The sequence below is a fragment of the Rhodoferax sp. GW822-FHT04A08 genome, from assembly GCF_058801025.1.
The window spans coordinates 19078-32954 of sequence record NZ_JBXAMW010000027.1; the positions used below are offsets into that span (position 1 = coordinate 19078).

Here is a 13877-nt window from a genome sequence, read left to right on the forward strand (position 1 = left end):
GCGACCCTTCCTGAACCGATGGTGCTGGCGGTGAAAAAAGCAGTTGGTAGCAACCCAGAGGTACAGGCCAAGCTGGCTGCCTTTGCTGCGGCCGACAGCCTGCGCGATATTGCAAAGGCCGGTTTCTTGCCGCAAGTGGACTTCTCTGCCTCTGCCGGCCCCGAGAACCGCACCACCCCAACTGTGCCCAGCACCAATTACGACACCAGTTCTGCCAAGCTCACGGTCAATCAGATTCTGTTTGACGGCTTTTTCACTTCCAACGAAGTGCACCGCCTGACTGCGGCCAAACGCACCCGGTATTACGAGTTGCTGGAGACCGCAGAAAACACCGCGCTGGAGGCCGTCAAGGCCTATGCCGATGTGGTGCGTTACCGTGAGCTGGTTGAGCTGGCAACACAGAATTACGTGGATCACAAGCAATCGGCCAATTTGGTCGAGGAGCGTGTGAACGCGGGGGTAGGGCGTCGCGTGGACCTGGAGCAGGCTACGGGGCGAGTGGCGCAAGCCGAGTCGAATCTGTTGACCGAATTGACCAACTTGCACGACGTCAGCGCCCGTTACTTGCGTGTTGTCGGCGAGGTCCCGCCGCGCAATCTGCCCGCGTTGGCAGAGCCCTTCAAGCTCGGCACGATGCCTGCCAGCGCTGAAGCTCTGATGCGAGATGGCATTCAGAACAGTCCGACCTTGCTGGCCGCGCTTCAAAATGCGCGGGCCAGCCAAATCGCAATCGCCTCCGCCAAGGCGGGGTACGTGCCGCGTGTAGATCTACAGGGTTACGCCACCAGTGGCAACAACAACTCGGTTGCCGGCGAAAACAGGGCGATGGGTGCTGCCGTGGCGCTGACCTACAACCTGTTCAAAGGTGGGGCGGACAGGGCCAATGAAAAGATGGCTACTTTCAACTCCGATCAGGCGCGGGATCTGCAGAACAAAGCCTGCCGTGACGTACGTCAAGTGCTTTCGCTGGCTTACAGTGATGTGCGTAGCCTGAGCGAGAAGCTGGACTACGAGGACCGGCATCGGCTTGCCAGTGAAAAGACGCGCGAGGCCTACCGCCAGCAGTTTGAAATTGGTCAGCGCACCTTGCTGGATTTGCTGGACACCCAAAACGAATTTTTCCAGGCCTCCCGTTCGTACACCGTCGCCCGCCACGACCAGGCAGCGGCGCAGGCACGCACACTGGCAGCCATGGGCCAACTCATCAACACCGTGGGCGCGGCACGTGCCGACATGCCGGGCAACAAGGAGTCTGATGAACAGGACAAGACGGACGTGAACGCCATGTGCGAAGGCGTGGAGACTGCTGTCGACACGGTGGCAAACATCAAGGCTGGATTGAACTTCGGCAAACCCGAAAAGCCTACCGGATCCTACGTGGTGCTATTGCCGGACCGCGACAACGTGGTGGGCAAGGTCATTGTCGAAGGCAAGGGCGGCAAGCAAGTGCTTCAGGATGCGCAGCAGGGTGTCAAAGCCGATGGTGGTGGCGCAGCCTTTGCGGTGAGTGATGAGCAGCTGAAACGGGATTTCGGAGCGGTAATGGCGGCTCTGCCCAAGGCGCCGGAGCGATTTGTTCTGTATTTCCAGCGAGGCAGCGATGTGCTGACTACGGAGTCCACGGCCTTGCTCTCCAAAATCATCGAGCGAGCGGCAGCCCATCCGGGCCTGGACGTGTCGGTGATCGGTCACACGGACACTTCGGGTTCAGAAAAGGCGAACGAGTTGTTGGGCCGTAAGCGCGCCCATTTTGTCGTCCAGCAACTGATCACCTTGGGGCTCAAGGTGGAAGCCATATCCGAAGAGTCGGCTGGCAAGAAGATGCTGGAAGTGGCCACGCCGGACAACACCAAGGAACAGCGCAATCGCCGTGTGGAAGTCATTTTGCGTTGAGCTGTTGTACACAATTCAATGGAACAAACGGTTCGTAGTGCGGTAACATTTCGCTAATTTCAAGAAAGTCTCACATGCTCAGCAGGTTTTTTGGCAAGCGCGACAAGTCTGACGACTCGCCAACCCAAGAGGCGAAGGTCACGCGTGGTATAGAGGTCATCGAAGATGATCCGGATACGGCTTGGGGTATGTGGGACAGTGCAGTTGCGGAACAGCAGACCCCTCCGGCGTCGGCATCAACACCATCACCTCAACCCGTAGCCTCCAAAGCGGCGCCGCAGGCAAGCGCAATTGCCGATGCGCCCACCAAACCGATCCCCCTGGAGGAGATGACGCTGGATCAGCGCAAGGAAGCCGCTCTGGCCGTGGTGGAACTGCACCACAAGCGCATTGCCAACACGATACGCACCCTGTGGGGCTACAAGGAATGCAGCGTCTACATCAACAAGCTAATCATGTCCGGTGGCGACGGCATGGGACACGCCCGCGTCGGCTTCAACCAGGAAGCGGTGCAAGCCATGCTGGCACTCTCTGACCTGCATGACTCCGAGTTTGGTCCGCCCGACACACCCAGCGGTGGTCTGGGCCTGTCCATCTAAGCCCATTCCATTGACTTAGCGGTTGGTGGCGGCTGCCGCAGCCGATGCCTGTGCCTTGAGTGCGAACTCGGCGCGTAGCGCCCGCAGTTTCTCGCGCGGATCTTCCTTCACCGTGGCCTGGTCAAGTGCCATCTCGGCAATGAACCGGCTCGGCAATGCGGCGACAAGCTCGCGTCCCTTCTTGCGTCGCCGGGTCCAGCTCACGGCCAGACTGCGTTGGGCGCGCGTGATGCCCACATACATCAGGCGCCGCTCTTCCTGCAAGCGGCTCGCCAGATCCTCGTTAACGGCCTCGGCGCTACGCTTGCCATCGCCGTTGGCGTCTTCATTGAGCTTGAAAGGCAGCACGCCTTCGTTCACGCCCACCAGCATCACGTGGGGCCACTCCAGGCCTTTGGACGCGTGCAGGGTCGACAGGGTCACCACGTTCTGGTCCTTCTCGCGCTCGCTGATGGTGGAGAGCAGTGCAATGGTCTGAGAGACCTCCAGCAGGTTCTTGATTTCACGCTCATCCACCCCCGCCACGCCCTCCACCTGGCCGCCGCAGCGCTGTGCCATCCATTCGCAGAATTCGGTCACATTGGCCCATTTGGAGGCCGCCAGCTTCTCGCTGTCTTCGCCGTCATACAGGTGCTGCTCGTAGCCGATCTCCTTGAGCCATTCGGCCAGGAACACACCGGCGTTTTCAGCGCCTTCGGTATGGCGGGCGCGGAACTGCAGGTCATTCACATAGCGGCCGAACTCGTGCAGGCTGCCCAGTGCCTTGCCGCTCAGCACCGAGCCCAGCGAGGAGGAAAACAACGCCTCGAACAGGCTGATCTTGTACTGGTTGGCAAAGGTGCCCAGGGTGCCCAGGGTCTGGTGCCCTATGCCGCGTTTGGGCGTGGTGACGGCACGCACGAATGCCGGGTCGTCGTCGTTGTTGGCCCACAGGCGGAACCAGGCGCACAGGTCGCGGATTTCGGCGCGATCAAAAAAGCTCTGCCCACCGGAGACCTTGTAGGGGATGTTGGCCTTGCGCAGCGCTTTTTCGAACGGCTTGGCCTGGTGGTTGGCGCGGTACAGCACGGCAAAGTCGCGAAACTCGCGGTACTGTGCGCCCGCCTGGGCCAAGGTGCCCTCGGCGCGCAGGCTCTGGATGCGGGCCACGGCGCGCTCGGCTTCGTGTTCTTCGCTGTCGGCGTCCACCACACGCACCGGTTCGCCTTCGCCCAGGTCGCTCCACAGGTTCTTGGGAAAGAGCTTGGGGTTAGGGCCGATCACATTGTTGGCCGCGCGCAGGATGGCACTGGTGGAGCGGTAGTTCTGCTCCAGCTTGATGACCTTGAGCGTCGGGAAGTCCACCGGCAGCTTCTTCAGGTTGTCCAGGGTGGCACCACGCCAGCCGTAAATGGATTGGTCGTCGTCCCCCACCGCGGTAAAGCGCGCGTCCTGCGGGTTCTCTCCCACCAGCAGCTTGAGCATTTCGTACTGCGTGGCGTTGGTGTCCTGGTATTCGTCCACCAGCACATGGCCCATCTGGGCCTGCCAGCGCTGGCGCACTTCGGGATGGTTCTGCAGCAGCTTGAGCGGCAGGCTGATCAGGTCGTCAAAGTCCACGCTCTGGTAGGCGATCAGGCGCTCCTCAAAGCGCGCCATCACGATGGCAGCCACTCGCTCTTCTTCGTTGGCTGCCTGCGCCAGGGCCTGGGCCGCGTTCAGGCCGGCGCTCTTCCAGCCGCTGATGGTCCACTGCCACTGGCGTGCCGTAGCGGCGTCGGTGGTGCCCCCTGCGTCCTTGAGGATGCTGGTGATGTCGTCGGTGTCCAGAATGGAGAAGTTGGGTTTGAGGCCCATCACCGTGCCATCCTGGCGCAGCATGCGCACGCCCAGCGAGTGGAAAGTGGAAACCACCACTTCCTTGGCCTGCTTGCCGATCAGCCCCTTGGCACGTTCCCGCATTTCGGCCGCGGCCTTGTTGGTGAAGGTGATCGCGGCAATGCGCTTGGGCGCCATGCCCATCTGGATCAGCCGGGCAATCTTGTGCGTGATCACGCGGGTCTTGCCCGACCCCGCACCGGCCAGCACCAGACAGGGGCCGTGCAGATAGTTCACGGCCTCTTGCTGGGCGATATTCATTCCGGATGGGGAGGCTGCAGACATAGAGGGAGCGGACGGGGACGGGTGGGCAAACAAAAGGCGAGGGCTGATCTTAACGGCCTGCCACCTGTCGCGCGCACGACCCGGGTTTGCGGGGCGCTTGGCAATCACGTTGACAATGGCACGGTGCTGGCCATTCTGACGATCACCTTTCCCTTTTTTGCCCTGGTCGCCTGCGGCTACCTGGCTGCGCGCTGCAGGATGCTGGCGCTCTCGGCGATTCCCGGCCTGAACAGCTTTGTGTTGTTCTTTGCGCTGCCTTGCATGTTGTACCGGTTTGGCGCGTCCGCTCCGCTGGCCGAACTGCTGGCACCCCAGTTGGCGTTGACCTACCTTCTGTGCGCCTTGCTGATGGTGTCGCTTTGCCTTTGGCTGACCCGGCGCGGGCGCACCGGTTGGAACGATGCCGCCTTTGGCGCACTGGTGGCTGCTTTCCCGAATACCGGGTTCATGGGCGTGCCTTTGCTGGTGGCCCTGCTGGGGCAAGCGGCCGCCACACCGGTCATCGTGTCCCTGGTTGTGGACATGGTGGTCACCTCCAGCCTGTGTATTGCCCTCTCACGCTTGGGGCCGCATGTGTCGGATGGAGCACCCCATGCAAGCGCCGCAGAGGCGGCGGCCAAGGCCTTGCGGGGTGTAGCTGCCAATCCCTTGCCCTGGGCCATTTTTGCCGGCGCCTGTGTTTCCGGGTTGCATTGGGAGTTGCTGCAACCCGTAGGCAAGACCGTGGGCTTGCTGGCCGATGCAGCGTCACCGGTCGCGTTGTTCACCATTGGTGCTGTTTTGGCGCGGTCTCAGATACTGTCGGCAACCGACCGGACCCACGCCGTGCCTTGGCAAGCCTATCTGCCCGTCGCCGCCCTCAAGTTGTTTGTCCACCCGGCGCTGGTCTGGGGTGTGGGGTCGGCCGCCATTGCCTTGGGCATTGCGCTCCATCCTTTTGCACTCAAGGTGCTGGTATTGCTGGCGGCCTTGCCCAGTGCCAGCAATGTGGTGCTGCTGGCCGAGCGTTACGGTGCCGACAGCGGACGCATCGCCCGCATCATCCTGGCTTCCACAGTGGCGGCCTTCTTCACATTCTCTGGTGCCGTCGCGCTGCTGAGCGTGCGCTAACTTCTGTCAGCTGGGGCTAGATCGCCAACGGGTCCACATCCACCGCCCAGCGGATCAGGCCCTTGCACTCGGGCGCGGAGCGGCTGGCATGCAGCACGTCGTGCCAGGCCGCCAGGAACTTCTGCAGGGCCGAGCGTGAGGGGCTTTCCACCAGCATCTGGGCACGTTCGATGTTGGCTACGCGCTGGATCGCCATGGGTACGGCCGGGTACACCGATACCTGCTCCAGGATGGGAGCCCAGCCCGGCCACTGCGCCATGTCTTCCAGTGCCGAGGTACGTGCCAGGTTGAGAAAGGCTTGCGCCGCCTCCTGCGTGCGGGCTTCCGCCCGCACCAGCGCCTGCGCGCTGAATGGCGGCATGCCGGCCTGTTCCCGTTCCAGCAGTTGCTGATCGGCAAAGGCCGGGTAGTCGTGCGCCTTGAGTGCCGCGTATAGCGGGTGTGCCGGTTGGAATGTCTGTATCCAGACTTCGCTGCTTTCGCCTAACGCCGCGTCGCGTCCGGCACGGCCTGCCGCTTGCATCAGCAGGCTGAACAGGCGCTCGGGCGCACGAAAGTCGCTGGAGAACAAGGCGCCATCGGGGTTGACCGCTGCCACTAGCGTGATGCGGCGGAAGTCATGGCCCTTGGCAATCATCTGGGTGCCCACCAGCACATCCACCTCACCGGCATGGACGGCGGCCAGTTGTTCTTCCAAGGCACCCTTCAGGCGGGTGCTGTCGGCGTCAATGCGGGCAATGCGCAGCGGCTCACCCTGCGGGTGCTCCGCGCTGGCGGTCCCCGGGCGCCGCACATCGGCCAGCAGTTCGGCGAGTTGCTCTTCCAGCTGCTCGGTGCCGCGTCCCATGGGCTCTATGTCCAGATTGCCGCAGGCCGGGCAGGCGCGCGGCACGCGCTCGGTAAAGCCGCAGTGGTGGCAGCGCAGGGTGCGGTCTATCTTGTGGAAGACGCGGAAAGCCGAGCAATGCGGGCACTCGCTCTTCCAGCCGCAATCGGCACAGTGCAGCACCGGCGCATAGCCGCGCCGGTTCAGGAACACCATGCACTGTTCGCCGCGCGCCACCCGCTCCTTGATGGCTTCCAGCAGCGGTGTGGAAAACACGGCCCTGCGGGGCTGGTGGTTCATGTCCACACGCCTCACCAGGGGCAAGCCCGCGGGGGTGCCCGACTGCAGCCGCATGGCCTGGCGCGCGGCGGCGGCCAGGCTCTGCACGCTGGGGGGTGAAACATCGGGTACCGCTGGCAATGCCGGGGGGCCTTCCTCAGCGCCTATGCGGCTGGGCATATGCAGCCGCTGGTAGCGACCGCCCTGGTCAGCCGGGCGGCTTTGGTACCAGCTCTCCAATGACGGGGTGGCTGAACCCAGGATGACCTTGGCGTCCTCCAGCTTGCCCCGGTACACCGCCAGGTCGCGCGCCGAATAGCGTGCACCTTCGCTGCTCTTGTAGCTGGGATCATGCTCTTCGTCCACCACGATCAGGCGCAGGGCCGGCAGGGAGGCGAAAACCGCCATGCGCGTGCCCAGCACGATGCGCGCGCAGCCGCTGTGTGCCGCCAGCCAGCTTTTCAGGCGCTGCGGGTTGGTCATGCCGCTGTGCAGGGAGACCACCGCCTGTTCGCCATACAGGGGCGCGAAGCGGGCCAGGAAGCGCGCTTCCAACTGTGGCGTGAGGTTGATTTCCGGCACCATGACCAGCGCCTGGGCATTCGGGTCCTGTGCCAGCAAGGTCTGTACGCAGTGCAGGTACACCTCGGTCTTGCCGCTGCCGGTGGCGCCAAACAGCAGAAACGGTCCGGGTTGCTGGCGGATCTGCTCCACCACTTCGGCCTGTTCGGGGCTCAGCGTTTGCGCCGTTTGCATCGCGGCAGGCATTGCATCGGTGGATTTCTTGCGCTTGAGCCGACGCTGCATCTGCTGGGGCGAGAGGTCCCGCAACTGCGGTGGCAGGGCCGCCAACGCCACTTCACCAACCGAACGCTGGTAGTACTGGGCGGCAAATGTCACCAACTGCTGCCATGGCGTGCCCAAAGGCGCTATACCTTCCAGCACGCCAGCGATGTCACGCACCTTGTCCGGGTCGATCTCGCCGGTGGCATCTGCCGCACTCGGTTCCCAGACCAGGCCCAAGGTCTCGCGTGTACCCAGCGGCACCCGCACCAGCGTGCCACTCGGCAACGGTTGCGGGTTGCGGTAGGTCAGCACCGGCCCCAGGGCGGAATGCGCGGGGGTCTGAACGAGTACGCAGAGCCAGGTGGTCATGGAGTGAGGGCGGGTGAAACCGGTACTGAAACGTTCGCAGCTGGGTGCTCAGTTGGGGTGTTTAGTTGATGTAATTCTGAGGAAGGAAGGCTAAGTGCTTGATTTACAAACCATTTGTGAGTAGTTCAGAGTTTCTGTGGATAACTTTGTTCATATCTTGGACCGACGCCTGTCAACGCCTTGTAAATCAAGGCTTTCGCCGGAATGCCCAGAAAAAAAGCAAAGTTTTAAATCCTTACAAATCAACAACTTACACGCGCTATGGAGTTTGTAGCGCAATATGCACCGTTTCCGATTTGCTGCTATGCCGCATCCCTCATTTTGTGCATAAGTAGTGATGCGGTCGCTTGCAAGGTGCCAAAAACGTGGTATAGAAATTACCGTCGCTGCACTTTTGAGTGGCTGTGCACGGCTTCGACCAGTGCTGCAACGTTTTCGGGCGGCGTGTACTGGCTGATGCCATGGCCGAGGTTGAAAATGTGCGTGGGTCCGGTGCCCGTGCCCTGATACGGTGTGCCAAAGCTGTCGAGCACGCGTGCCACTTCGGTTGCGATTTGCACGGGCGGTGCGAACAGCACATTCGGGTCGATATTGCCTTGCAGTGCTTTGCCAGGGCCGTTCTCGGTTCCGCCCACCAGGGCACGTGCAATACCCAGATTGACTGTCCAGTCCAGGCCCAGCACTTCGCAGTCCAGTGGTGCCATGTCTTTCAGCCACAGGCCACCGCCCTTGGTGAACACGATGCGCGGCACCACCTTGCCGTCTACGCCGACACGTTTGAGCTGCGCCAGCACCCGTTTGGTATAGGCCAGCGAGAATTCCTGGAACGCCCCATCGGCCAGCACCCCACCCCAGCTGTCAAAAACCATCACGGCCTGGGCGCCGGCGTCAATCTGGGCATTCAGGTAGGTGGCCACGGCATCGGCATTCACCGCCAGCATGCGGTGCATCAGGTCTGGGCGGCTGTACAGCATGGTCTTGACCAGGCGGTAATCGTCCGAGCCCTTGCCTTCAACCATGTAGCAGGCCAGTGTCCAGGGGCTGCCGGAGAAACCGATCAGGGGAACACGGCCATTGAGCGCCTTGCGGATGGAGGTGACGGCATCGAACACATAGCGCAGCTTGTCCATGTCCGGCACTTCCAGCTTGGCGACGGCGGCTTCATCGCGCACGGCGGTGGCAAAACGCGGGCCTTCGCCCTGGGCGAAGGACAGGCCAAGGCCCATGGCATCGGGCACGGTCAGGATGTCACTGAACAGGATGGCGGCATCCAGTGGGTAGCGTTCCAGCGGCTGCAGCGTCACTTCGGTTGCGTAGTCGGTGTTGGTGGCCAGCCCCATGAAGCTGCCTGCCTTGGCACGGGTGGCGCAGTATTCCGGCAGGTAACGCCCGGCTTGGCGCATCAGCCACAAGGGCGTGTAGTCCGTAGCCTGGCGCATGCAGGCGCGCAGGAATGTATCGTTCTGGAGCGGGGCAAAAGTGGTCATGAGGCAGCGCAGCTTGGCGTTAGGTAGATAGCCTGATTGTCGCAGGTGACCGCCCTGCAGCCTTACACCAAGCTTGGCAGTAGCAGCGTGCGGCGCTTAGAGGCGCGCCAGCGCGGACCGCAACTCACCCACGCCCAGCAATTCCGACAGGACCACCGCTGGCTTGCCTGGCTGGTACAGCACGTACACCGGCACACCGCTGCGACCCAGATCGCTCAGGGCCTGGGTAATGGCTGGGTCGCGATGGGTCCAGTCGGCGCGCAGCAGGCTTACCTTCTTGGCGGAAAAGTCCGCCTGCACGGTGGCGTCGGCGAGCGTGGTCTTCTTGTTGTACTGGCAGGTAATGCACCAGGCGGCGGTAAAGTCCACAAACACAGGCTTCCCGGCGGCAAGCTCTGCTTCTACACGGCCGGGCTCCCAGGGCTGCCAGGCACCTGCGGCTGAGCCGGCGGACGCAGACACGGAGGCAGCGGCTTCCTCGCGCAGCACATTGGGCCCCAGGCTGGCAGTCAGCCAGATGCCGGTCAGCAAAGCAATGGCGCTGAGCACCACACGGCTGCGCCCGCTCAAACCCAGCGACCACACCAGCAGCGCCAGACACAGCAACAGGGCCAGCAGGCTGGCGGCGCCGTCCACGCCGCTCAGATGACCCAGCACCCACAGCAGCCAGACCACCGTGGCCCACATGGGGAAGGCCAGGAAGCGGCGCAGCGTGACCATCCAGGCGCCGGGCCGTGGCAGCAGCTTGGCCGAGCCAGGAATCCAGCTAACGGCCAGAAACGGCAGGGCCAGCCCCACGCCCAGCGCTGAAAAAATGCCCAGCGCCTGCACTGCCGGTAGCGCAATTGCATAGCCCAGCGACGCGCCCATGAAGGGTGCCGTGCAGGGCGATGCAATGGCCACCGCAAGTACGCCTGACAGAAACGCATCACCCACCGGGTGGCGCAACTGCAGGGAGGCCAGCTTGCCGGGAAGCAGATTGCCCACTTCCAGCAAGCCCATGAGGTTCAGGCCGATCAACGTAAACAGCAAGGCCAATGCCGCAATCACCACCGGCGACTGAAGCTGAAAGCCCCAGCCCAGACGCTCTCCACCGGCGCGCAGCGCCAGCATCAGCCCACCCAGTGCCAGAAAGGACAGCACCACACCGGCGGTATAAGCAAGGCCCTGGGTGCGGTGGCTCACGTGCGACTGTCCCGGGCGGGTGAACCCCAGCACCTTGATGGCCAGTACCGGGAATACACAGGGCATGAGGTTGAGGATCAGCCCGCCCAGCAAGGCCGCGCCCATGGCCAGGGCCCAGGTTCCCAGTCCGGCATCTGCCTTGGCAGGGGGGAGCGGCGCACTGCCGCTGGTGCCGGTCAACTGCGGTGTGGCGGACGCGGCTGGTCCCGTGGGCAAAGGCGGCCAAGTCCCATGTACGGTGGCCTGGGTTCTCAGACTCTGCGTGCCTGATACCAGCACAAAGGCCAAGCTTGCCGGTGATTCGCTGCGCAAGGTGGAGTAGGGCAGCGTGGCAGACCAGCTTCCATCGCCGCTCCAGTTCTGTGGCTTGCTGTCGCTGGCTGAAGGTGAGCGGGCAGTCTCGATGATGTCCGGCGTTTCGATGAAGGCGCTGATGTTTCCGCCACGCCAGGCGGCTGGCAGACCGGCAACCGTGACGGTGAGCCCGTCCTTGGCCAACTGGACCTCGGACTTGCCGTTGTGCGCAGCGGGTTGTGCCGCGCGGGCGCGTTCAAAGTCCGCGGCATGCAATGCGGTAGAACTCCGCAAGGGCAGTTGCAATACAAAGCTGCCGTCCTGCGGCACGCACTCCTGTTTGCACACCAGCCAGGAGGCTGAGAGTTTGACCTCCAGCGTGTTGGACAACGCGGACGGTGCGAATGCCTTGTCGATGCTCAGCGGCACCGGCAACAGCACCGTGCCTTCATAGCCGAAGTTGGCCAGGCTGCCGATATTGATTTTTTGTGGTGTGGGCCAGGCAATCTCGCCTGCGGCGATGCCAGCGGGCAGGCTCCACTCCAATCGGGTGGGCAGGCCGGAGTCCCCGGCGTTCTTCCAGTAGGTATGCCATTGCGGCTGGTGCGTGAGCTGCAGTCCCACCCACACCGGTTTACCAGCGCTGACGCCGTCCGGCGCATAGGCCACCAGTTCGGCGCGTACCTGTTCGGTCTGCACCACGGCACTGACGGTTCCACCGCCCACCGAATTGGCAGCAGGGGCCGGGAACTGTGCCCAGGCCACAGTGGCCATGCACAGTGACGCCATGCAGGTGGCAATGGCGCGAGTCCATGGGCGAGAAGCATGGCGCCTTTGGGTTTGGTGGTTAACCGGGATTTCAGGGACAAAGTACATGGGGACAGACTGGCAAATAGGATGCGCACACTGCGCTACCCCCCGATTGTCGCGCCAAGCCGTTTATGACGCTTCCAAGTCAAAAACAGGCGGCAATTTCTTGGGGGATCGGATGCGCAATTGCTTGTTGACGTTCTCACGTCCAAACACCACCTCGATGTCCGACACCGCCACGCCAAAGAGTGGCGCCAGAAAGCGCACCATGTGATCGGTGGCCTTGCCATCCTTGGGCGCGGCCGTGACGCTGACCTTGAGCTGTGTGCCCTTTGGTTTGCCGATGGCATCCTTGGACGCGGCTGGTTTGCCCAGGATGTTGACCACCAGAACGTCCCCGTCCCAGCCAAAAAAGGTGTCACCCGTGCTGTTGCGCGCGGCGGGTGCAGCGCCAGGCGATGCGTTCTTGGCGTTGGTCTTGGAGCGTTGCTTGCTGGCCATGCTTTGATAATACGGCCATGTCTGCTCGCATCGCCCTTGCCACGCTCAACGCCAAATACATCCACGCGTCCCTGGGCTTGCGCTATCTGATGGCGAACATGCCGCTTTACGGCGGCGCCGATCTGGCCGCGGTGACGCAGCTGCATGAGTTCACCATCCACCGCGCACCCCAGGCCATCGTGGACGAACTGCTGGCGTCGCTGGGGGATGCCGATGTGCGCATCGTGGGCTTTGGCGTGTACATCTGGAATGTGGTGCAGACCGAGGAAGTCATTCGCCTGCTCAAGCGCCAGTGCCCGCAGATCCAGGTGGTGTTGGGTGGGCCGGAGGTGAGCTTCGAGCTGGAACAGCAAGCCATCGTGCAAGCGTCAGACTACGTGATTACCGGCTGGGGTGATGTGAGTTTCCCCAAACTGTGCAAAGCACTGGTGCATGGGCCCAGGCCGCTGATGAAGGTGATTGCCGGTGAGCAGCCACCCCTGTCGGAACTCACTCTGCCCTACGCCCACTACAGCGCCACCGATCTGGCCCAGCGTGTGCTGTATGTGGAGGCCTCACGCGGTTGCCCGTTCAAATGCGCTTTCTGTCTGAGCGCTCTGGACAAGACCGCCTGGGCCTTTGCGCTGGAACCGTTTCTGCTCGAACTGCAGTCGCTGCTGGCGCGGGGTGCACGCAGCTTCAAGTTTGTGGACCGCACCTTCAACCTCAAGGTGGATGTGTCGGTGCGCATCCTGCAGTTCTTTCTGGACGCGCTGCAGGCCATGCCGCATGAGCGCCTGTTTCTGCACTTTGAATTGGTGCCCGACCACTTGCCCGATGCGCTCAAGGACATGCTGGTGCGCTTTCCCGCGGGCACGCTGCAGTTTGAGATCGGTATCCAGAGCTTCAATCCGGATGTGCAAAAGGCGATATCGCGCCGGCAGGACAACCCGCGCACAGAGGACAACATCCGCTGGTTGCTGACCCACACCCAGGCGCATCTGCACACCGACCTGATCTTCGGCCTGCCCGGCGAGAGCTGGCACAGTTTTGCGCAGGGCTTTGACCGCCTGTACGCGCTGGGCCCCCATGAGATTCAACTGGGCTTGCTCAAGCGTCTGCGCGGCACGCCGCTGGCGCAACGCAGCCCGGCCGGTGGGCCTGCCCAGGACGGCATGGTGTATGACCCGTTGCCGCCGTACACCGTGCAACACACCGATGCCGTCAGCGCCGCAGGCGTGCAGGCCTTTGCACGTCTGGCACGCTACTGGGACTTGCTCGCCAACTCCGGTCGCTTTGGCAGGAGCTGCGACTTGCTGTTGCAGACGGGCAGTGCCTTTGCCGCGCTGTCCGACTTTTCAGCGTGGCTGTGGCAGCGCACTGCCAGCACCCATGCACTGACGCCCGAAGATTTGGTGGACGCCTTGTTTGACTACCTCACGCAGGTGCGCGCCTTGCCCGCAGACGCGGTGCGAGCAGCCCTGTTGTCGGACTATGTGGGTAGCGGCGCACGCTCCAGCCCGCGTGCCCTGCAAGGCCTGCTGCCGCGTCGCGAAAAGCAGGTGGCACTTAACCGACCCGCCACCCAACGGCAGCAGCGCCACCAGGCATCTCGCT

General features: G+C 62.9%; 9 protein-coding genes. 4 read left to right on the forward strand and 5 right to left on the reverse strand.

The genetic code is table 11. The features are described 5' to 3' along the window. Positions 1-30: 30 nt before the first annotated feature. Both AC1RMF_RS25385 and AC1RMF_RS25390 read left to right on the forward strand, forming a co-directional pair. Positions 31-1893, forward strand: a complete 1863-nt coding sequence (locus AC1RMF_RS25385; RefSeq protein ID WP_493145237.1) for a TolC family outer membrane protein — start codon at positions 31-33, stop codon at positions 1891-1893. A gap of 74 nt (positions 1894-1967) precedes the next feature. Next, positions 1968-2492: a hypothetical protein gene (locus AC1RMF_RS25390; protein WP_493145239.1), complete on the forward strand. Its 525-nt coding sequence runs from the start codon at positions 1968-1970 to the stop codon at positions 2490-2492. A gap of 15 nt (positions 2493-2507) precedes the next feature. On the opposite strand, the gene AC1RMF_RS25395 is transcribed toward AC1RMF_RS25390, so the two are convergent. After that, entirely contained in the window at positions 2508-4610 is a 2103-nt protein-coding gene (locus tag AC1RMF_RS25395) for an ATP-dependent helicase (RefSeq protein ID WP_493145240.1), read from the reverse strand. Between the two features lie 147 nt (positions 4611-4757). On the opposite strand from AC1RMF_RS25395, the gene AC1RMF_RS25400 reads away from it, so the two are divergent. Next, positions 4758-5744 (forward strand): AEC family transporter, encoded by a 987-nt coding sequence (locus tag AC1RMF_RS25400; protein ID WP_493145241.1) that lies wholly within the window; start codon positions 4758-4760, stop codon positions 5742-5744. A gap of 16 nt (positions 5745-5760) precedes the next feature. On the opposite strand, the gene priA is transcribed toward AC1RMF_RS25400, so the two are convergent. From priA to AC1RMF_RS25420, 4 genes are all read right to left on the reverse strand, one after another. Then, on the reverse strand, positions 5761-8004 hold the full coding sequence (gene priA / locus AC1RMF_RS25405) for a replication restart helicase PriA (protein WP_493145242.1): 2244 nt from the start codon (positions 8002-8004) through the stop codon (positions 5761-5763). A gap of 377 nt (positions 8005-8381) precedes the next feature. After that, positions 8382-9491 carry a uroporphyrinogen decarboxylase gene (gene hemE, locus AC1RMF_RS25410; RefSeq protein ID WP_493145244.1) on the reverse strand — a complete coding sequence of 370 codons (1110 nt, stop codon included), beginning with the start codon at positions 9489-9491 and terminating at the stop codon, positions 8382-8384. Between the two features lie 96 nt (positions 9492-9587). After that, complete coding sequence (locus AC1RMF_RS25415; protein ID WP_493145245.1) at positions 9588-11759, reverse strand: protein-disulfide reductase DsbD family protein; 2172 nt, start codon at positions 11757-11759, stop codon at positions 9588-9590. Between the two features lie 150 nt (positions 11760-11909). Continuing rightward, positions 11910-12281 (reverse strand): DUF167 domain-containing protein, encoded by a 372-nt coding sequence (locus tag AC1RMF_RS25420; protein ID WP_493145246.1) that lies wholly within the window; start codon positions 12279-12281, stop codon positions 11910-11912. A 17-nt stretch (positions 12282-12298) separates the two neighbouring features. Here AC1RMF_RS25420 and AC1RMF_RS25425 point away from each other — a divergent pair. Next, positions 12299-13877: B12-binding domain-containing radical SAM protein (locus AC1RMF_RS25425; protein ID WP_493145248.1), on the forward strand; the 1579-nt coding region annotated here is incomplete at its 3' end.